This window comes from uncultured Maribacter sp., from assembly GCF_947500985.1.
Taxonomy (GTDB): Bacteria; Bacteroidota; Bacteroidia; order Flavobacteriales; family Flavobacteriaceae; genus Maribacter.
Map to the genome: position 1 here is coordinate 705461 of NZ_CANMTX010000001.1, position 21767 is coordinate 727227.

Annotated in this window: 14 protein-coding genes; 13 read left to right on the top strand and 1 reads right to left on the bottom strand. The window is 35.2% G+C overall.

Annotation, left to right across the window (positions count from 1 at the left end):
* Positions 1 to 129: 129 nt before the first annotated feature.
* The 6 genes from Q0871_RS03255 (at position 130) to Q0871_RS03280 (ending at position 9783) form a co-directional block, all read left to right on the top strand.
* Positions 130 to 1902 (top strand): long-chain fatty acid--CoA ligase, encoded by a 1773-nt coding sequence (locus Q0871_RS03255; protein WP_299317795.1) that lies wholly within the window; start codon positions 130 to 132, stop codon positions 1900 to 1902.
* 318 nt (positions 1903 to 2220) lie between these two features.
* Complete coding sequence (locus Q0871_RS03260) at positions 2221 to 2652, top strand: MarR family transcriptional regulator (RefSeq protein WP_299317807.1); 432 nt, start codon at positions 2221 to 2223, stop codon at positions 2650 to 2652.
* 33 nt (positions 2653 to 2685) lie between these two features.
* Positions 2686 to 5091: a 3-hydroxyacyl-CoA dehydrogenase/enoyl-CoA hydratase family protein gene (locus Q0871_RS03265; RefSeq protein ID WP_299317808.1), complete on the top strand. Its 2406-nt coding sequence runs from the start codon at positions 2686 to 2688 to the stop codon at positions 5089 to 5091.
* Between the two features lie 99 nt (positions 5092 to 5190).
* On the top strand, positions 5191 to 6381 hold the full coding sequence (locus Q0871_RS03270; RefSeq protein WP_299317811.1) for an acetyl-CoA C-acyltransferase: 1191 nt from the start codon (positions 5191 to 5193) through the stop codon (positions 6379 to 6381).
* A gap of 63 nt (positions 6382 to 6444) precedes the next feature.
* Entirely contained in the window at positions 6445 to 8256 is a 1812-nt protein-coding gene (locus tag Q0871_RS03275; RefSeq protein ID WP_299317813.1) for an acyl-CoA dehydrogenase family protein, read from the top strand.
* Positions 8257 to 8358: 102 nt separating this feature from the next.
* Positions 8359 to 9783 (top strand): aminotransferase class V-fold PLP-dependent enzyme, encoded by a 1425-nt coding sequence (locus Q0871_RS03280; RefSeq protein ID WP_299317816.1) that lies wholly within the window; start codon positions 8359 to 8361, stop codon positions 9781 to 9783.
* On the opposite strand, the gene Q0871_RS03285 is transcribed toward Q0871_RS03280, so the two are convergent.
* Positions 9784 to 11586 carry a glycoside hydrolase family 15 protein gene (locus Q0871_RS03285; RefSeq protein WP_299317818.1) on the bottom strand — a complete coding sequence of 601 codons (1803 nt, stop codon included), beginning with the start codon at positions 11584 to 11586 and terminating at the stop codon, positions 9784 to 9786.
* 103 nt (positions 11587 to 11689) lie between these two features.
* Here Q0871_RS03285 and Q0871_RS03290 point away from each other — a divergent pair, with 103 nt between their 5' ends.
* The 7 genes from Q0871_RS03290 to Q0871_RS03320 all read left to right on the top strand — a co-directional run bounded on the left by Q0871_RS03290 (position 11690) and on the right by Q0871_RS03320 (position 21698).
* Positions 11690 to 13903 carry a bifunctional alpha,alpha-trehalose-phosphate synthase (UDP-forming)/trehalose-phosphatase gene (locus Q0871_RS03290; protein ID WP_299317820.1) on the top strand — a complete coding sequence of 738 codons (2214 nt, stop codon included), beginning with the start codon at positions 11690 to 11692 and terminating at the stop codon, positions 13901 to 13903.
* Between the two features lie 22 nt (positions 13904 to 13925).
* Positions 13926 to 15449: a nuclear transport factor 2 family protein gene (locus tag Q0871_RS03295; protein WP_299317823.1), complete on the top strand. Its 1524-nt coding sequence runs from the start codon at positions 13926 to 13928 to the stop codon at positions 15447 to 15449.
* A 4-nt stretch (positions 15450 to 15453) separates the two neighbouring features.
* On the top strand, positions 15454 to 16617 hold the full coding sequence (locus Q0871_RS03300) for a nitrate/nitrite transporter (protein ID WP_299317825.1): 1164 nt from the start codon (positions 15454 to 15456) through the stop codon (positions 16615 to 16617).
* 153 nt (positions 16618 to 16770) lie between these two features.
* Positions 16771 to 18102 (top strand): M28 family peptidase, encoded by a 1332-nt coding sequence (locus tag Q0871_RS03305; protein ID WP_299317827.1) that lies wholly within the window; start codon positions 16771 to 16773, stop codon positions 18100 to 18102.
* An 18-nt stretch (positions 18103 to 18120) separates the two neighbouring features.
* Complete coding sequence (locus Q0871_RS03310; RefSeq protein ID WP_299317829.1) at positions 18121 to 19728, top strand: M1 family metallopeptidase; 1608 nt, start codon at positions 18121 to 18123, stop codon at positions 19726 to 19728.
* Positions 19729 to 19834: 106 nt separating this feature from the next.
* Positions 19835 to 20950: a DUF2914 domain-containing protein gene (locus Q0871_RS03315; RefSeq protein ID WP_299317831.1), complete on the top strand. Its 1116-nt coding sequence runs from the start codon at positions 19835 to 19837 to the stop codon at positions 20948 to 20950.
* A gap of 142 nt (positions 20951 to 21092) precedes the next feature.
* Complete coding sequence (locus Q0871_RS03320) at positions 21093 to 21698, top strand: YkgJ family cysteine cluster protein (protein WP_299317833.1); 606 nt, start codon at positions 21093 to 21095, stop codon at positions 21696 to 21698.
* Positions 21699 to 21767: the final 69 nt, after the last annotated feature.

A 21767-nucleotide genomic window follows, 5' to 3' on the forward strand; every position in this document is an offset into this window, starting at 1 on the left:
AAAATAGATAACCTACATGATGCAATACTTTAATTAAGGATATTGTAACGAGATGCCATTTTATTTAACAATACAATTTTAAAATGTGGAGTTCTTTCACTATTTTGCAATACTTATTAGAAATCAAGTATGCAAAAAGTAACCCGTCTTTTTGACTTTCCATATTATCAGCTTGAAAAGCATGCCTTAAAAGAGGCGTTGGTGTCAAAAAAAAATGGAGAGTGGATTAAAACTTCCACTCAAGAATATATAGACAAAGCAAATACCATTAGCCGTGGGCTTTTACGCCTAGGGGTCAAACCTAATGACAAGATTGCCGTAATATCACTCACCAATAGAACTGAGTGGAATATTATGGACATCGGTATTCTTCAGCTGGGTGCACAGAATGTGCCAATTTACCCAACTATATCTGAAGAAGATTACGCCTATGTGCTTAATCATTCTGAAGCGAAATTCTGTTTTGTTTCTTGCGATGAAGTATATGAAAAAGTACTTTCAATTAAAGACCAGGTCAAAAGTTTAGAAAATGTATATTCTTTTGAAGAACTTTCTAATTGCGATAATTGGAGCAAGGTTTTAGAATTAGGTGCAGATACTTCAAACCAAGATGAAGTTCAAAAATCAATGAATGCCGTTACACCAAACGATTTGGCAACATTAATTTATACTTCAGGTACTACAGGTAGACCTAAAGGTGTTATGTTATCGCATAATAACCTTGTAACTAATGCCATTGAAAGCTCTAAACGATTCCCTATTGAAGACGGAAAAACAAAAGCATTAAGCTTCTTGCCTCTATGTCATGTATATGAGCGAATGTTAATTTACTTATATCAATTTAGAGGTGTTTCTATTTACTACGCTGAATCTTTAGATAAAATCAGTGACAACTTAAAAGAAACTAGTCCGCATGTTATGACAGCGGTGCCTCGTCTTTTAGAAAAGGTGTATGATAAAATCTATGCCAAAGGAACAGAGCTTACCGGTATTAAAAAGAAACTATTCTTTTGGGCTGTAGACTTGGGTCTTAGATACGAACCATACGGTCAAAACGGATGGTGGTACGAAACACAACTTTCTATTGCCAGAAAATTAATTTTCAGTAAGTGGAAAGAAGGCTTAGGCGGCAACCTAGGTTTAATTGCCTCTGGTAGCGCGGCTTTACAGCCTAGATTATCGCGAATATTTAATGCTGCGGAATTCGGACTCATGGAAGGGTACGGATTATCTGAAACGTCACCTGTAATTTCGGTTAATGATATGCGCGAAGGCGGATTTAGAATTGGTAGCGTTGGTAAACCTATAGACCGCACTGAAGTTAAGATTGCCGCAGATGGTGAAATATGCATTAAGGGTCCACAAGTTATGCTAGGCTATTATAAAGATGAGGCAAAAACTAAAGAGGTGATTGTTGACGGTTATTTCTTAACTGGTGATATTGGTGAATTAGATAGTGACGGATTCTTGAAAATTACGGATCGTAAAAAGGAAATGTTTAAAACCTCTGGTGGTAAATATGTCGCTCCTCAACTTCTAGAAAATCGCTTTAAACAATCGCAATTCATAGAGCAAATTATGGTAGTCGGTGAAAGCGAAAAAATGCCTGCTGCATTAATACAGCCAAATTTTGAATATATTAAAGAATGGGCTAAAAGAAAGAATATCCCTGTTGGCGATAATTCCGATATCGCAACTAACGAAAAAATTATTGCCAGAATTAATGAAGAAGTAAGTCTAGCAAATGAAAGTTTTGCCAAATGGGAGAAAATCAAACAATTTAGACTGACCCCTGATATTTGGAGTATGGAAGATGGACATCTGACACCTACAATGAAAATGAAAAGAAAGATAATTAAGCAAAAATATATTGCTCTTTATAATGATATTTATGAGCATTAATCCATAATATATTACCAAATAATTTTGGAATAATAAATTATGAAGCCCAACTAAATATTGCAAAAGATATTTAGTTGGGCTTTCGTTTTTGATATAGGTATTTCAAAATAATTAATAGGGTCGCTAAATATAAAAAAATATATTATTCATCTATCTAGTTAATAAACATACCTCTACACAATAAATAGACCTTAAAAACAATAGATAAGAAATTACACCTATAGTTACGCTAGTAACATCTGATTAACTAAAATATAAGAAAATTTATTATGCATGCATAATAAATTTTCTTATATTTGGGAACCAACTAAAAGGAGTATGAAAGAAGCAACGATAGATTATGCGTTGAGAGCTACATGGCAAGCAGTAGCTAGAATGTATAATGAAGAAGCAAAGAATTTTGATTCTACTATGGCTGTTGGTTTTACATTACTAAGTATTGATCCAAAAACGGGCACACCATCTACTTCCCTAGGTCCAAAAATGGGAATGGAAGCGACTAGCCTTTCTAGGATTCTAAAAAGTATGGAACAAAAAGGTCTTATATTAAGAAAGCCTAACCCTAAAGATGGCAGAGGTGTTCTTATTTATTTAACAGACTTCGGACTTGAGAAAAGGAACGATTCTAAAAGTACCGTTCTTAGATTTAATGAGGCTGTAAAAAATGAAGTTACCGATGAAAAATTAGAAAGTTTTTTTGAAGTTACAAATGCCATCAATAAACTCATTGCAGACAAAAAATTATTTTAATTCAACTTATCAAATTAATACAGCATAAAGTACATGAACAAGCACATTAAAAAAGTAGCGGTCATTGGCTCAGGAATTATGGGTAGCGGTATAGCCTGTCATTTTGCAAATATTGGCGTAGAGGTTTTATTGTTAGATATTGTTCCTAGAGAACTAAATGACAAAGAGAAATCGAAAGGTTTAACCTTGCAAGACAAGGTAGTTCGCAATAGAATGGTAAATGATTCTTTAACCGCAGCGTTGAAATCAAAACCATCACCTATTTATCATCAAAAATTTGCTAACCGTATTACTACAGGTAATATGGAAGATGATATTTCAAAAATATCTAAAGTTGATTGGATTATTGAGGTTGTTGTTGAAAGATTAGATATTAAAAAACAAGTATTTGAAAATATTGAAAAGTACCGTACTCCGGGTACTTTAATTACTTCTAACACTTCTGGTATTCCTATCAAATTTATGTCTGAAGGCAGAAGTGATGACTTTCAAAAGCATTTTTGTGGTACCCACTTTTTTAACCCTGCACGTTACTTAAAACTTTTTGAGATTATTCCTGGTCCAAAAACAGATGATGATGTATTAAACTTTTTAAATGGTTACGGAGAAAAGTTTTTAGGTAAGACTTCTGTAGTTGCCAAAGATACTCCGGCATTTATAGGTAATAGAATTGGAATCTTTAGTATTCAAAGCCTTTTCCATATGGTAAAAGATATGGATATGACCGTTGAAGAAGTAGACAAACTTACTGGTCCTGTGATCGGTAGACCAAAATCTGCTACATTTAGAACTGTTGACGTTGTTGGTTTAGATACTTTGGTACATGTTGCCAATGGTATTTATGATAACTGTAAAGATGATGAGCGTCACGATTTATTTAAACTACCAGGTTTCATCAATACCATGATGGAGAACAAATGGTTAGGTAGTAAAACAGGACAAGGTTTCTATAAGAAATCGAAAGACGCAAAAGGTAAAACTGAAATATTAACGCTTGATTTAGGTTCGATGGATTATCGTTCCAAAAAGAGTGCAAAATTTGCCACGTTAGAATTAACAAAAACGGTTGACAAGGTAGTTGATCGCTTTGCTGTTCTTTGTGGTGGAAAAGATAAAGCAGGTGAATTCTACCGTAAGAGTTTTGGACAGTTGTTCGCTTACGTTTCTCATAGAATACCTGAAATTACAGATGAGCTTTATAAAATTGACGATGCCATGAAAGCTGGTTTTGGCTGGGAACATGGTCCATTCCAAATTTGGGATGCTGTTGGTTTAGATAAAGGTCTTGAATTTATTAAAGCTGAAGGTTTAGAAGCTGCAGCATGGGTTCAAGAAATGAAATCTGCTGGTAAAGAATCTTTTTACTCAGTAAAAGAAGGAAGCACCTATTTCTATGATATTCCGAAAAAATCCATGGAAAAAATTCCTGGACAAGATTCATTTATCATATTAGATAATATTAGAAAATCTAAAGAAGTATTTAAAAATGCCGGTGTTGTTGTAGAAGATTTAGGTGATGGAATTTTAAATGTAGAATTCCAATCTAAAATGAATACCATTGGTGGTGATGTTTTAGCTGGCTTGAATAAAGCAATAGACATGGCCGAAAAAGATTTTCAAGGTTTGGTTGTTGGTAACCAAGCTCCGAATTTCTCTGTAGGTGCAAATATTGGTATGATTTTCATGATGGCAGTCGAGCAGGAATATGACGAGCTTAACATGGCTATTAAAATGTTTCAAGATACCATGATGCGTATGCGTTACTCTGCTATTCCAACAATTTCTGCCCCTCATGGTATGGCATTAGGTGGTGGTTGTGAAATTTCTCTGCATGCAGATAAGGTTGTTGCGGCAGCTGAAACTTATATGGGACTTGTAGAATTTGGAGTTGGTGTTCTTCCTGGTGGAGGTGGCTCTAAAGAGATGGCATTACGTGCACAAGATACCTTTAAGAAAGGTGATGTTGAATTGAATGTATTGCAAGAATACTTTTTGACCATAGGTATGGCAAAAGTATCTACTTCAGCCTACGAAGCTTTTGATTTGGGATTACTTCAAAAAGGTAAAGATGTAGTAGTGGTTAATAAAGATCGTCAAATTGCAACTGCAAAAGCACATGCTATTTTAATGGCAGAATCTGGATACACACAGCCAGCAGCCCGAAACGATATCAAAGTTTTAGGTAAACAAGCTTTAGGTATGTTCGTTGTAGGTACAGATGCTATGGAAGCTAGCCACTATATTAGCGAACACGACAAGAAAATAGCAAACAAGCTTGCTTATGTAATGGCAGGTGGTGATTTATCAGAACCTACATTAGTATCTGAGCAATATCTATTGGATATAGAGCGTGAAGCTTTCTTATCATTATGTACTGAGAGAAAAACTCTAGAACGTATTCAGCATATGTTGAAAACGGGTAAGCCATTACGTAACTAAAATTACGTAGCTGTTAGCCTGTAGCAATTAGCTATCGGTCTATTATAAAACAACAATTAAATGCTAATAGCTAAAAGCTAATAGCCAAAAGCATAAAAAATGAAAACTGCATATATAGTAAAAGGATATAGAACTGCTGTTGGAAAAGCTCCGAAGGGTGTTTTCCGTTTTAAGCGAACAGATGAATTGGCTGCCGAAACCATCGAATATATGATGAAGGAATTGCCACAATTCGACAAAAAACGTATTGATGATGTAATCGTAGGTAATGCGATGCCTGAGGGTTCTCAAGGTTTGAACATGGCAAGACTAATTTCATTAATGGGATTGGATATTGTTGATGTACCGGGCGTAACCGTAAATCGATTCTGTGCATCAGGATTGGAAACTATTGGTATTGCTGCAGCTAAGATTCAAGCTGGTATGGCAGATTGTATTATTGCTGGTGGTGCCGAAAGTATGAGCTCTGTTCCAATGACGGGTAATAAGCCAGAACTGAACTACGATTTAGCAAATTCTGGTCATGAAGATTATTACTGGGGAATGGGTAATACTGCTGAAGCCGTTGCAAATGAGTACAAAGTATCTCGTGAAGACCAAGATAATTTTGCTTACAATTCTCATATGAAAGCTTTAAAAGCACAAGCAGAAGACCGTTTTCAAAGTCAGATAGCACCAATTGAAGTTGAGGAAACATATTTAGATGCTAACGGAAAAAAAGCACATCGTAAATATACAGTAACCAAAGATGAAGGCCCGAGAAAAGGAACTTCTGTAGAGGTTTTGAATAAACTTCGCCCAGTTTTTGCTGCTGGCGGAAGTGTAACTGCTGGTAACTCATCGCAAATGAGTGATGGTGCAGCATTCGTTTTAATAATGAGTGAAGAAATGGTGAAAGAATTAAATCTTGAACCGATTGCTCGTTTAGTAAACTATGCAGCCGCTGGTGTACCACCTAGAATAATGGGTATTGGTCCTATCGCTGCTATACCAAAGGCATTAAAACAAGCAGATATAAAACTAAATGATATTGGTTTAATAGAATTGAATGAAGCTTTCGCTTCACAATCTTTGGCAGTAATGCGTGAATTGAATATCAATCAAGACATCGTAAACGTAAATGGTGGTGCAATTGCACTTGGTCATCCATTAGGATGTACAGGAGCAAAATTATCAGTACAGCTATTTGATGAGATGCGTAAAAGAAATATGCAAGGTAAATACGGTATGGTAACCATGTGCGTAGGTACAGGTCAAGGAGCTGCCGGAATATTTGAATTTTTAAATTAACAACTTTTACTAATTAATATTACAGTGTTTACTTAATACTTGATACTAAATACTATTAACAACATGAGTACAGATACAGTAAAAAAAGACATTCTTAGAGGAGGACAGTTCCTTGTTAAAGAAACCAATTGTGAAGATGTTTTCACATTAGAAGATTTGAATGAAGAGCAACGCATGATGCGTGAGAGTACCAGAGAATTCGTTGACAGAGAACTTTGGGCACATTGGGAGCGTTTTGAAAATAAAGATTATGCTTTCACTGAAGAAACTATGCGTAAAGCAGGTGAGTTAGGATTATTGAGTGTTGCTGTACCAGAATCATATGGTGGTATGGGAATGGGCTTTGTTTCTACCATGTTGGTATGTGATTACATTTCTGGAGCAACTGGTTCTTTCAGTACTGCTTTTGGTGCACATACCGGTATTGGTACAATGCCAATTACGCTTTATGGATCTGAAGAACAAAAACAAAAATATGTGCCAAGATTAGCTTCTGGAGAATGGTTTGGTGCTTACTGCCTTACTGAGCCAGGTGCTGGTTCTGATGCAAATTCAGGAAAAACGAAGGCTGTTCTTTCTGATGACGGAAAAACATACAGCATTTCTGGTCAGAAAATGTGGATTTCAAACGCAGGTTTCTGTAATATGTTTATCGTATTTGCTCGTATTGAAGATGATAAAAACATTACTGGTTTCATTGTAGAAAATGATCCAAGTAATGGTATTACCTTAGGTGATGAAGAAAAGAAATTAGGTATTCACTCCTCTTCTACGCGTCAGGTTTTCTTTAACGAAACTAAAGTTTCAGCTGAGAATATGTTATCTACAAGAGGTAACGGATTCAAAATTGCAATGAATGCATTAAACGTAGGTCGTATAAAATTAGCGGCTGCTTGTTTAGATGCACAAAGAAGAGTTATCGGTGAAGCTACTAAATATGCTAACGAGCGTATTCAGTTCAAAACTCCCATTATGAACTTTGGTGCTATTAAGTCTAAAATTGCCGAAATGGCAACTAGCGTTTATGTTGATGAATCTGCAAGTTACCGTGCTGCAAAAAATATAGAAGATCGTATTGCTATGCGTGAAGCTGAAGGCAATACACACCAAGAGGCTGAACTTAAAGGTGTTGAAGAATATGCTATTGAATGTTCTATTCTTAAAGTAGCTGTTTCTGAAGATTGTCAAAAAACTACAGATGAAGGTATTCAGATTTTTGGAGGTATGGGCTTCAGTGCTGATACTCCGATGGAATCTGCTTGGAGAGATTCAAGAATTGCCCGTATCTATGAAGGTACAAACGAAATCAACAGAATGTTGGCAGTAGGTATGCTAGTGAAAAAAGCAATGAAAGGTCATGTTGATCTTTTAGGTCCTGCTACGGCAGTTGGTGAAGAATTAATGGGGATTCCTTCTTTCGATACTCCAGATTTTTCTGAACTATTCGCTGAAGAAAAAGATATCTTGAAGAGACTTAAAAAGGTTTTCTTGATGGTTGCTGGATCTGCGGTTCAGAAATACGGAGCAGAATTAGAAAATCACCAACAATTAATGTTGGCTGCATCTGATATTCTTATTGAAGTATACATGGCAGAATCTGCTTTATTACGTACCGAGAAAAATGCAAAACGATTTGGAGAAGAAGCACAAGCTACTCAAATAGCGATGTCTAGACTATATTTGTTTAATGCTACTGAAACTATCATCAATAAAGGTAAAGAAGCTATCGTTTCTTTTGCCGAAGGTGATGAGCAAAGAATGATGTTAATGGGACTTAAACGTTTCACTAAATATACAAACTACCCTAATGTAGTTGCCTTACGCACACAAATTGCCGATAAGGTTGCTGCAGATAACGGTTATACGTTTGACTAATTCAGATTACCTTTTGTTGTTTGGTAACTTGAATACTAAACCGTCCCAATTGGGGCGGTTTTTTTGTTTGGTAAATATTGATATTGCGACTACTTTTAAACCATGCATAAAAAATTACTTGAACAGGTTTATAATACTCCCGAATTTAATTCGAATGGTCATATTCTAATCGACCAATTGACTTCTCACTTAGAGGATAAACTGAATGCTTCTTCTCGTAATACAATCAATTGGAAAGAACCTGAAGAGGAACTAGAATTCTGGAAGAAATTTTTAGCTGATGGTATTGAAACAGACCTTTTTCCAGAAATAATAAAACGTACCACCTACGTTCACCATCCTAAGTATATGGGACATCAAGTAAGTCCGCCAGCCCCAATTACTGCACTCACTGGATTAATTAGTTCATTATTAAATAATGGCACTGCAGTTTATGAGATGGGTATGTCTTCTAATGCTATTGAACGCATTATTATAGAATTGATTTGCAAGAAAATTGGTTTTGATGACTCTTCTGGAGGATTCTTAACCTCAGGCGGAACACTTGCAAATTTAACTGCGTTATTAAGTGCACGAAAAGCAATTACCAAAAGAGATATTTGGAACGAGGGCAACCAAAATCAATTAGGTATTATGGTAAGTGAAGAAGCGCATTATTGCGTTGATCGTGCTGCAAGAATAATGGGATTGGGAGATCAAGGAATTATTAAGGTCCCTGTAACCAAAGATTTTAGAATGGATACTGATTTAATGGTGTCAAAATTTAAAGAAGCAAAGGAAAAGGGAATTGAAATATTCGCTATTATTGGTAGTGCTCCTTCTACTGCTACCGGTATTTTTGATGACTTAGAAGTGATTGGAGAATTTGCTAAAAAACAAAATATTTGGTTTCATGTTGATGGAGCACATGGCGGAGCTGGAATTTTCTCCAAAAAATACAAGCACACCCTAAAAGGCATTGAATTGGCTGATTCAGTTGTTATCGACGGACATAAGATGATGCTAATGCCAGCGCTGACCACTGCCCTACTCTATAAAGATGATAAAAATGCTAACGTCACTTTTAGCCAAAAAGCAGATTACCTACTTACAGATTCTGAACATGAAGATTGGTATAACTCTGGTAAACGTACGTTTGAATGCACCAAAAATATGATGGCTATCCATTGGTTTACACTGCTAAAATTATACGGCGAAGAAGTATTTGATGCTAATGTTACCCAACTTTATGATACGGGCGCATTATTCGCTAAACTTATTGAACAAGAGGATAATTTTGAATTAGCACTCCAACCGATGTCCAATATAATTTGTTTTAGGTTTTGCCCTGCTGATATGGATGAAGAACATATAAATGCTCTTAATGTAAAAATTCGCCAATCCCTTTTAGAAGATGGCGAATTTTATATTGTACAAACGAAATTAAAAGGTACACATTACATGCGTATAACGGTGATGAATCCGTTTACAACTGATCAACATTTTAAAGCCTTAATCAATAAGATTAAGTCCCTTGCTACTCGCTGATTATTCCCTTAAAGACTCTAGCATTTGATCTTCACTTTCTTTCTTAGAAAAGTTGATTGCACACTCTATTAACGCTAAATGCGAATAGGCTTGTGGAAAGTTCCCTAATAATCTTTTTGTCTTAAAATCAATATCTTCACTAAAGAGACCTAAATGATTACTATAGCTCAATAATCGCTCAAAATACTCCAACGCTTTTTTACGTTCTCCTATTTTAAATAAGCTATTTATATACCAAAATGTACATACTGTAAATGATGATGAAGGCAAACCAAAATCATCCTCGTTTTTATATCGATAAAGTAATCCGTCATTATTTAACTCCTTCCCTATGGCATGTACTGTACTTATGTATCTTTCGTCTTTAGCTTTTATACAGCCATAGGACTCCATTAACAATACAGATGCATCTAACTCTTTAGATCCGTAAGATTGCGTGTATGCGCCTACTTCTTCATTCCAAGCATTGTCATATATATCTTTCCAGATTTCTGCTCTAATAGGCTCCCATTTCTCAATTTTGTGCTTCTTATCTAACATCTCGGCAACCTTGATTGCACGATCCAAAGCTGTCCAACATAACACTTTTGAGAATGTAAAATGTCTATCCTCTGTTCTGAACTCCCAAATACCTTTATCGGCATCTTTCCAATTATTACTTACAATCCAAACGATTCCTTTTGTAATCGCCCATAAGTCTTCACCATTATCGATATCTACACTAAATTTCGCCATCTGTTCGTAGATAACATCCATAAGTATACCATAGATATCGTTTTGCTTTTGGTGATAAGCTGCATTACCTATTCTTACTGGCTTAGAACCTTTATAGCCCGCTAGGTGTTCTAAGGTTACTTCGGTCAACTTCTTTTCTTTATTAATACCGTACATGATTTGAAGCTTCTCTGCCTTATCTGGTATCAAATCTATAATGAACTGTAAATAACGTCTTGCAACGTTCTTATGACCCAATTCTGATACTACCTTAATTACCATAGATGCATCGCGGATCCAACAGAATCGGTAATCCCAATTACGTACTTCGCCTATTGTTTCTGGTAATGATGTGGTCGCTGCCGCTAAAACAGCACCTGTCTTGTCATAACTTAATAGCTTTAAAGTAAGTGCACTTCTAGAGATTTCTTCGTTAAATTTCTTGTAGGTAGGTGTCAAATTAGACCAATTCAACCAATATACTTTTGTATTTTGTAAATCTAAGTAAGCCCTATCTGTAGTAGGCAGCAATAATTTTTCATTGTAACCTACCAAAATATAACCATCTTCTTTTAATTCAATTTCACCACTATCTATAATAGTCTGTTTATCAAAAGAAGAATATAAGAATATAGTATCGAATTTTACGTCATGTGTAAGACTCGCTATAAAATCTTTTTTTATAAATGATTCTGTTTTACCCATAGCATACTCAAGCTTGGGGTCATATACTACCGAAAATTTTGGAGCACCAGATATATGTTTAAAATATCTAATCAACTCTGGTGGTGCATGGTAAGCATTGCCTTCTTTTCTATAACGTGGCATGAAATCATTAATCTCAAAATGGTCGTCGCCAGATTTAAAAGAAGTGATTAATATATTCGTGAATTGCTCATATTTTTGGGTAATTATATAACTGTCATCCACATTAATTTCAAAACTGCCTCCAATTTCTTCATCTAATAATTTTGCAAAAATAGATGGACTATCAAATTCTGGTAAGCAGCACCATTCGATGCTTCCTGTCTTTGAAATTAATGCTGCACTTCTACAATTCCCTATTATTCCGTAGTCTAAATTATCCATTCAATAAAAATCTTAATTCATATGAGGTTTCAATTGGTAATACCCTCCTTTTTCCCGAAATTTAGAGAAATAATTATCAAGAAGTAGCAAAAAAATCTCTTTTATGGCGAAAACTATCATTATCTCAAATAGACTACCTGTACAATTACAAATTAGCAATGGAGACATTACTGCGGTACCAAGTGTTGGTGGTTTAGCAACCGGAATGAAATCTGTACACTCGGGTGGAGATAGCCTATGGATTGGCTGGAGCGGATTGACAGATGAAGAAATACCAGAAGAGTTAATCCCTAAAATTGATAAGGCACTAGCGGAACATGGATCTTCTAAAGTAAATCTTACAGAAAAAGAAGTTGATGGTTTTTATTACGGATTTAGCAATAGAACCATATGGCCTTTATTCCACTATTTTTTAGAATACTCTGAATTTGAGCTTGAAAGTTGGGAAGTTTACAAGGCTGTTAATCAGAAATTTGCAGATGCTATTCTTGAAAAAGCTGATAATGATTATACGATTTGGATACACGATTACCAATTAATGCTAGTACCACAAATGGTTCGTGCCCAAAGACCTGATATTTCAATCGGTTTCTTTTTACACATTCCTTTTCCATCGTATGAAATATTTAGAACACTACCTTGGCGACAAGAAGTATTACAAGGCTTATTAGGCTCAGATTTAATTGGTTTTCATACCTATGACTATGAACGTCACTTTTTAAGCTCTGTGCGCAGACTATTGGGCTTAGAGGTTAGTTTTAATGATATTTACTTAGATGATAGAGTTATTAAAGTTGACTCTTTCCCCATGGGAATCGATTATAAGAAATTCAGCGAAGCAGCTAAAGAACATTCACAACGAAGTGAAGATGAAAAGTCTGAATTGCAAAAACGATTAGATACTCATAAAAAATCAGCTCCAGATGCTAAGTTCTTTTTATCTATTGACCGTTTAGATTACACAAAAGGTATTGCGAAACGACTTAATGCTTTTGAATATTTCTTAAATAAATACCCGCAGTATAAAGAGAAAGTTAGACTTATTATACTTGCCGTGCCTTCGCGCTCCAATGTACCGCAATATCAATTACTAAAACGTGAAGTTGATGAATTAGTTGGTCGCATTAATGGAGAACTTTCAACCGTAAGCTGGACACCTATTTGGTATTTCTACAGATCTATGCCTTTTGAAAACCTAATTGACCTATATACGTCTTCTGACATTGCTTGGTTGACACCAATTAGAGATGGTATGAATTTGGTAGCCAAAGAATATATTGCCACTAGAACTGATAAAACAGGGGTTTTAATACTTAGTGAAATGGCGGGTTCTGCCAATGAAATGAACGAATCGCTATTGATCAACCCTAACAATTTTGAACAAATTGCGGATGCTTTGAATGAAGCTATTAATATGCCAAAGGAAGAACAGATTGCCAGAAACACGCTATTACAAAAGAGATTAGAGCGTTATAACGTTGAAAAATGGGCGAATGATTTTATGACTTCGTTAGTGGGTCAAAAAGAAAAAGACCAAACTTATAAGTCTAGAAAATTTTCAGTAGACATCATGAATACAGTGATGGATAGCTATAAAAAAGCCAAAAGAAGATTAGTATTCTTGGACTATGACGGCACGTTGGCAGGTTTTCATGCTGATCCTCAAAAAGCATCGCCAGACGAAGAACTGTATAAACTGTTAGATGCCATTTCTTCTCAACCAAATACAGATATGTATTTAATTAGCGGACGAGATAAAGAAACATTCACCAAATGGTTCTTGCCCAAAAAATATAATATGATCGTTGAACACGGCGTATGGATCTCTCAAGGTGGTGAAGAATTTAGAATGTTAGAAAACGTTAAGAAAGACTGGATGGAGAAGATTTTACCAGTGTTAGAATCTTTTGTTGACCGTACCCCTGGTAGTTTTATTGAAGAGAAAAATTATTCTTTAGCATGGCATTACAGAAAAACAGATCCCGACTTTGGTCAAAAACGTTCTGTTGAACTGAATACGGTACTAACAAGCCTTATTGCAAATGATGACCTCAGTGTTTTAAATGGCAACAAGGTGATGGAAATTAAAAGTAGTAACGTGAATAAAGGTAGAGCTTCTATGCGCGTGTATTCTGAACATGATTACGATTTTGTGTTTGCTATTGGTGATGACTGGACCGATGAATTTATGTTTCAAGAACTTCCAGAGGAATCTATTACAGTAAAAGTAGGGCGCCAAAAAACACAAGCAAGGTACTTCGTTGATAACACGAAAAATGTTCGTGCAATTTTAAAGAGATTTGCCGACAAAGAATAATGTTACTCACAAACTATTCAATATGAAACAAATTTACAACCTTGTATTTGTAGGTGTTTTTTGCTGCCTAACAACTTTTGCCCAACATGGCACAGAAGTTTATTTAGCAAATTTAGATTTGAATAATGACAGTTTGAAAATTAATGGAGTTATAAACATATCTCAAAATGAAGGTTATGACAATCAACCTTCATTTTTTTCTGATGATAAAATTCTATTCGCATCAACAAGAAATAGGCAAACCGATATAACCCTCTATGATATAAACGATAAAACAACAACTTGGCTTTCAAATACACCAAATGGTAGTGAATATTCTCCTCTGAAAATTCCAGGTAGAGATGCCATTTCTTCAGTTCGTTTAGACGAAGATGGTTTGCAACGTTTATACGAGTATGATTTAAAAACTGGTGACTCAAAAGTTTTAATACCAAATCTTAAAGTAGGCTACCATGTTTGGTATTCTAATGACATTATTGTTTGCACGGTTTTAATTGAAAACCGAATGGATTTAGTGGTGTATAATCTAAAAGAAAATACCTACTACACCGCTCAGAAAAATGTAGGTAGGTCATTGCACAAAATTCTGAATTCTAAACTTATTAGTTTTATTTCAAAAGATATAGATAAGAGTATTATAAAATCACTAAACCCTAGCACTAGAGAAATAAATAAGATTATTACAATTTTAGGAGAAACCGAAGATGTTTGTTGGACTGCTGATGGAAGCTTAATAACTGCTAATAATAGTGACCTTTTAACCTTCAAGCCATCACTTGACAAAGAATGGAATTCATTATTCAAATTTCAACAAACTGATATTCATGGCTTATCAAGACTAGCAATTAGTCCTAACGGAAAGTTTATTTCGTTCGTTTCTAAAGATGCTCCGCATAAGATTGTTCAAAAACAGGTAGAAACCTTCAATGCTCGTGATTTAGAAGCGTTCGCAAATTGTTATTCAGAAGATGTCTTAGTAAAAAATTTCTCAAAGGATACCATATCCGTTGGCAGGGAACAATTAAAAGAGGGCTATGAAGCATTTTATAAAAGAACACCTGCTGTAGAAGTTAAAGTCTCTTCAAGAATTATAATTGGTTCTGCTGTAATTGACCAAGAATTTGTTTCTATTGGAGATAAACAAAAACAGCAAGTGGCTATTTATGAAGTTGACGGACTCATAAAAAGCATGACTTTTATTAGAGATGAAAAAACAACTTTTGACCCAGAGGTCATTGTTCAAAGGCAACTTGAAGCTTATAACAATAGAGATATCGAAGGATTTTTGGCCACGTATTCTAAACAAACTAAAATTTATAGTTATTCAGGAACATTGCAGTCAGATGGTTTAGATGCATTAAGAACAGGCTACACTGACTTCTTTAATTCTGCCCCTGATTTACATTGTGAGATAATTAACAGAATTGTCATCGGAAATAAAGTTATAGACGAAGAATCAATTACCGCAAATGGTAAAACTTTTAAAGGCGTAGCTATTTATGAAGTTGAAAATAATGAGATTGTTAAAGTAACATTTGTTAACTAATTTATTGAAACAAAAGCTACATATTCTCCCCATCATTATTCTCTCGCAATTTGCCTGCACTTCTACATGGTTTGCTGGGAATGCAATATTAGAATCGCTAACTAAAAAATTAGATTTTGGTGCAGACATTGTAAGCCATGTCATTTCTTCAGTACAATTCGGATTCATTATCGGGACCCTAATATTCGGCGTTTTAATGATTGCAGATCGGTTTTCTCCTTCGAGAGTATTTATGATTTGTGCCTTTCTAGCATCCGTTTCCAATCTGACATTAATTTATCCAAATTTAAACGTAGGTGGTTTACTATTGGCTAGATTTAGTACAGGTTTCTTTTTAGCAGGTATTTATCCCGTAGGAATGAAAATAGCAGCAGATTATTACGAAAAAGGACTCGGAAAAGCATTGGGATTTTTAGTCGGAGCATTAGTTCTAGGCACCGCTTTTCCTTTTTTAATTAAAGGAAGCCCTTTAGCAAGTCATCCAGACAAGGTTATTATGTTAACTTCTGGCATTACTGCTTTTGGCGGACTCATACTTTTTTTACTAGTGCCAAACGGTCCTTATCGAGTGGCAAGTACTACTTTAAAATTTGATGCGGGACCGAAGCTTTTCAAAAATTTCGAATTTAAAAAAGCTGCATTTGGGTATTTTGGTCACATGTGGGAACTCTATGCCTTTTGGGCTTTTACACCTATTGCCATTCAATATTTTGCGATTCAATCAGGTAGTGATATTTCGGTCTCACTTTGGTCAGGAATCGTTATTGCCCTTGGCGGATTATCTTGTGCCTATGGAGGTATTCTTTCGCAACGCATTGGCAGTAAGAAAGTAGCATTGATAGCTTTAATAGCATCGGGTTTTCTATGTTTAATTTCTCCACTTCTATTTTCTCTCCCTATTTATTTATTCTTGGTAGGTTGGTGTTTATGGGGCATTGCCGTTACCGCAGATTCTCCTCAATTCTCAAACTTGGTGGCATCAGCCGTAGCACCCGAATTAAAAGGTACTGCTCTAACTCTAGTAAATTGTATTGGTTTTGCCATTACTATTATAAGTATTCAACTTCTAGGATCACTTCAATCGATCATCTCTATTGATCTTTTATTTATTCCTTTAGCTATAGGTCCGTTGCTTGGTGTATACTATTTATTGATTAAAAGACGATGATAAGTCCTGCTTATAAAGAAATCTCTTTATTATCCTATTAATACTATAGTATATGCTTCTATACTTTTGTGCCTGAAATTATGCTCAACCCTATATTTTACTTAATTTTAGAATTGTATTAACCACACTAGCTTTACTCATAAAAAAATTGAAATGAAAAAAATTTTACTGTTTACCTTTTTAACCTCAGCCATTACGTTAACTGCGCAAACCGACCAACGTATTTATGATATTATTGATGCGGTTTCTGCTGAACGAATAGAAAACGATGTTACTAAACTTGTCAATTTTGGTACTAGACATACCTTAAGCGATACGGTTTCAACCACAAGGGGTATTGGTGCTGCAAGACGTTGGATCAAAAATGAATTCGAAAAAACATCTACTGAATGTAATGGGTGTTTAAATGTTTTCTTTCAAAAAGACTTAGTTAAAAAAGGTGCAAACGATCGTATTGTAAAAGATGTAGAAGTAGTTAATGTACTTGCTATTCAAAAAGGGACAAAATATCCTAATCGCTATATAATTATGAGTGGCGATATCGATTCTCGTGTAAGCGATCCAACCAATTTCACAGATGATTCTCCGGGTGCGAATGATAACGCTAGCGGAATGGCAGGTACCATAGAAGCTGCTCGCGTACTGTCAAAATATAAATTCGAGAACAGCATTATCTATATGGGTCTTTCAGGTGAAGAACAAGGTCTTTTTGGTGGTGGCGGTATTGCGCAATACGCTAAAGATAAAGGCTGGGAAGTTATTGGTATTTTCAATAATGACATGATCGGTAATATTACTGGTGTGGATGGTACTGTAAGTAATGTAGATTTTAGAATTTTCTCTGAACCTGTACCACCAACAGAAACTGAAAAACAACGAAAAGCAAGACGTTTTTATGGTGGTGAAGTGGACGGAATTTCTAGACAACTGGCGCGTTATGTACATAAAAACGTGAAGCAGTACATGCCAGAAATGAACCCAATGATGATTTATCGTTTGGATCGTTTTGGTCGTGGTGGACACCATAGACCTTTTAACGATGCCGGTTTTCCTGGTATTCGTATTATGGAAGCTCATGAGAACTACACACAACAACATCAAGATATTCGTGTTGAAGATGGTATTGCCTATGGCGATGTTCTAGAACATGTAAACTTTGAGTATGCAGCTAAATTAACTGCTGTAAACGCTATAAACTTGGCATCTATAGCTTGGGCACCGCCTGCACCAGAAACGGTTAAAATAGGTGGTATTGTGGAACCTGCCGCAAAATTTCAATGGAGCAAGGTTGATGGAGCAAAAGGATATAAAATATACTGGAGAGATACTACATCTCCCACTTGGGATTATAGCAGATATGTTGGTGACGTTTCTGAATTCTTATTGAAAGGCATCGTTATCGATAATTTTTTCTTCGGTGTTTCTGCTGTTGGCGAAAACGGATTTGAGAGTCCGGTTGTTTTTCCTAACGGAATTTTTAGATAGGCATAATCCATATTAGACATGAACAAATTACTTGTTGCTTTTACCCTTGGAATATTTACTTTTTCACAAGCTCAAACTTTTACTGAGCAAGATACGCTTAGAGGTAGTATTACCCCTGAACGTGAATGGTGGGACCTTAACTATTATCACTTAGATATTGATGTTAATCCTGATGATAAATTTATAAACGGAAGCAATACAATTCGCTACAAAGTACTGAAACCTCATCAAGTTCTACAGGTAGATTTGCAACCACCATTGCAAATTAAAAAAGTGACACAAGACGGGGTCGAACTTAAATTGACGCATAACATTAATGCCCATTTTATACAATTAACCAAACCTCAGCAAGTAGGTGATTTTAATGAGGTTGTTGTCACGTATTCTGGCCACCCAAAAGAAGCGGTTAAAGCTCCTTGGGATGGTGGATTCTCTTGGAAAAAAGATGCTAATGATAACGATTTCGTTGCTACTTCTTGCCAAGGTTTAGGGGCTAGCGTTTGGTGGCCGAACAAAGATCACATGTACGACGAAGTAGATAGTATGTTAATCAGTGTAAAAGCACCAAAAGGATTAATGAATGTCTCTAATGGTCGCCTTAGAAGTGTTGACAAAGAGACAAATACCTACAATTGGTTTGTTTCTAACCCAATCAATAACTATGGTGTTAATGTCAATATCGGTGATTATGTACATTTTGATGAAATATATCAAGGAGAAAAAGGTGCACTTGATATGGATTATTATGTTTTAAAAGATAATCTAGAGAAAGCAAAGCCCCATTTTAAAGATGCTCCCAAAATGATGCAAGCCTTTGAATATTGGTTCGGACCCTACCCTTTTTATGAAGACTCATTTAAACTGGTCGAAGTCCCCTATTTAGGTATGGAACACCAAAGCTCTGTTACGTATGGCAATCAATATCAGAAAGGATATTTAGGTAGAGATTTATCGGGAACCGGTTGGGGATTAAAATTCGATTTTATTATTATTCATGAAGCTGGGCACGAATGGTTTGCAAATAATATTACTTATAAAGATGCCGCAGATATGTGGATCCACGAAGGGTTCACCTGTTATTCTGAAAGTTTGTTTTTAGACTATCATTATGGTACAGAGGCGGCAAATGCATATGTACAAGGTATTCGAAATAATATTAAAAACGATAAGCCCATTATCGGTATCTACAATGTAAATCACGAAGGTAGTAGCGATATGTATTATAAAGGCTCTAATATTCTTCATACGTTACGCCAGGTGGTAAATGATGATAGAAAATGGCAGACTATTTTACGTGGTCTAAATTCAGAATTCTATCATAAAACAGTTACTACTGACGAAATTGAGAAGGTAATCGGTATAGAAATGAACCGCGATTTAAAACCCTTTTTTGATCAATACTTAAGAACGACCAAGATTCCTGTTTTTGAGTATAAAGTGAAAGGCAAAAAGCTATCTTATCGTTTTACTAATACTGTAGAGAACTTCACCCTGCCCATAAAAGTATATATCGATGAAATCCCTGTTTGGCTAGAACCTAGTAACGAATGGCAATCGGAAAAAATGAAAGGCAGCTTTGAAAACTTACGTGTAGATCCAAATTTCTATATTGAGACTAACCCTTAAAATTCACTTTACAACATATTAATTTTTAGCGTTCATCATAAATTAAATAGGATTAATTTCCTTTTTAAATTATGGTATTTTTACCGCATCTATTTGATAGGTCTCCATGAAAAAAACGCTTGCCAGATATAGAAATAGTGCCTTCAGAAGTTTTATTCGAAGGCATTCTAAATATGCGCCAATACTGTTCTTTATTGGAGGATTCATTTTTGATACCTTAACTTTAGGTCGTATTGACCGTACGTATGACCTTACGGTTTTATGTCTACACATGACCTCTTTATCTATTGCGCTATACCTCTATAATTTAGCTGATGATGGCAAATGGAAAAATACGTTTTTAGCACGGTATGAAGAATATTTGCCTTTAGCTATTCAGTTCTTTTTCGGCGGATTATCTAGTGCTTATGTAATCTACTTCTCTAGAAGTGTTTCTTTATCTAAAACAGCATCGTTCTTTATAATTCTTGTTCTATTGTTGATTGCCAATGAGTTTTTAAAAAAAAGGATTTCTAATAAATACCTTCAATTTGGAGTGTACTACTTTATAAGTTTTACTTTTTTCACGTTTATGATTCCTGTTTTCTTAAAGGAATTAAACACCACGATATTCTTAATCTCCGGTGCGGTTAGCCTAGTAAGTACCTTAGTGCTTCTCACCTTTATCTATGGAAAAAGTCCTAGTACTCGTAAAGAAATTAAACTGGGTAAAATGATTGTCATAATTTTAGCTATTTATGGCATTATTAATCTATTCTATTTTCTAAGATTAATACCACCCGTTCCATTAGCATTAGATAAAGGTATTGTTGCTCATGATGTTGTATTAAAGAATGGTAACTATGAGGTAACCTACGAATCTGAAGAATCGTTCATTTTTTGGAGAAAACACAAACTAGAATATAACTATACTCCAGACCAAAGGGTGTATATATTTTCTTCAATCTTCGCTCCTACAGATTTAAAAAAGTCCATTTTTCATCGATGGAGAAGATATAATGACAAAACCAAAGAATGGGTAACTGTAGATGATATCGGTTATGATATTACAGGTGGTAGAGATGGCGGATTTAGAGGTTACACCTACAAGACCAATGTGATGCCGGGTGAATGGGAAGTACAAGTACTTACTGAAGAAGAACAGGTATTAGGTGTTATTGGTTTTCATATTAACCTTAAAACAGACCAAGAACCTTTGCGTCTGAAGACAACAAAGTTTTAAGTTGATAACAACATATTAAATTATTCAATTTCAAAACGTTAACTTCTAAATTAGAGTCTATAATTATAACTAGTTATTTAATTTTTTAAATTGTTTACCGCATTAAAACATAGTCTACCTTCGTACAACCTTAAATACATAAGTGACCATATATCAAAAAGTTCAAGCGGTAGATCGTATTTTCAACCAATTGGATAAGGAGTTAGGCTCCTTTCAACAATCTACAGGACTTAGTTGTGTTGCCAATTGCGGACTATGTTGTTTAAAACCGGACATCAACGCTACTGCATTAGAATTTTTACCACTAGCCTATCATCTTTTACTAAATGGCGAAACAGAACAATGGTTAGCGCAATTGCAAAATAATACTGAGGATAAACTCTGTCCTGTTTTGAACAAAGTTATTGCTCCGGGTTCTAAAGGCTTTTGCTCAGAATATGCACACCGTGGCCTTATTTGTAGACTATTTGGGTTTTCTGCCATGCTACACAAGAACAAAACTCCTACTCTGGTTACCTGTAAACCTATTAAGGAACAAAAAACAGAAGCTTTTAATAATGCCAATGCTCATATTGCAGCTAATAAAAAATATCCGCTTATTAGTAATTACTATATGCAACTGCGCTCCATAGATGAATCTTTAGGAGAAGAATTGTTTCCGATAAGAATTGCCATAGAAAAAGCTATCTATGCTGTTCTGGCATATTATGCCTATAGAGAACTACCTGGCAAAGACAATGTAGTATAATGTAGATTACTTTAAAAAAGAGATTAAACGTATCTTTATCATTAGATTTTTCATCTTCCAAATTATTGC

Coding starts and splice junctions, on each gene's coding strand:
- Q0871_RS03255 (WP_299317795.1), top strand. CDS start 130: ATGCAAAAAGTAACCCGTCTTTTTGACTTTCCATATTATCAGCTTGAA.
- Q0871_RS03260 (WP_299317807.1), top strand. CDS start 2,221: ATGAAAGAAGCAACGATAGATTATGCGTTGAGAGCTACATGGCAAGCA.
- Q0871_RS03265 (WP_299317808.1), top strand. CDS start 2,686: ATGAACAAGCACATTAAAAAAGTAGCGGTCATTGGCTCAGGAATTATG.
- Q0871_RS03270 (WP_299317811.1), top strand. CDS start 5,191: ATGAAAACTGCATATATAGTAAAAGGATATAGAACTGCTGTTGGAAAA.
- Q0871_RS03275 (WP_299317813.1), top strand. CDS start 6,445: ATGAGTACAGATACAGTAAAAAAAGACATTCTTAGAGGAGGACAGTTC.
- Q0871_RS03280 (WP_299317816.1), top strand. CDS start 8,359: ATGCATAAAAAATTACTTGAACAGGTTTATAATACTCCCGAATTTAAT.
- Q0871_RS03285 (WP_299317818.1), bottom strand. CDS start 11,586: ATGGATAATTTAGACTACGGAATAATAGGGAATTGTAGAAGTGCAGCA.
- Q0871_RS03290 (WP_299317820.1), top strand. CDS start 11,690: ATGGCGAAAACTATCATTATCTCAAATAGACTACCTGTACAATTACAA.
- Q0871_RS03295 (WP_299317823.1), top strand. CDS start 13,926: ATGAAACAAATTTACAACCTTGTATTTGTAGGTGTTTTTTGCTGCCTA.
- Q0871_RS03305 (WP_299317827.1), top strand. CDS start 16,771: ATGAAAAAAATTTTACTGTTTACCTTTTTAACCTCAGCCATTACGTTA.
- Q0871_RS03310 (WP_299317829.1), top strand. CDS start 18,121: ATGAACAAATTACTTGTTGCTTTTACCCTTGGAATATTTACTTTTTCA.
- Q0871_RS03315 (WP_299317831.1), top strand. CDS start 19,835: ATGAAAAAAACGCTTGCCAGATATAGAAATAGTGCCTTCAGAAGTTTT.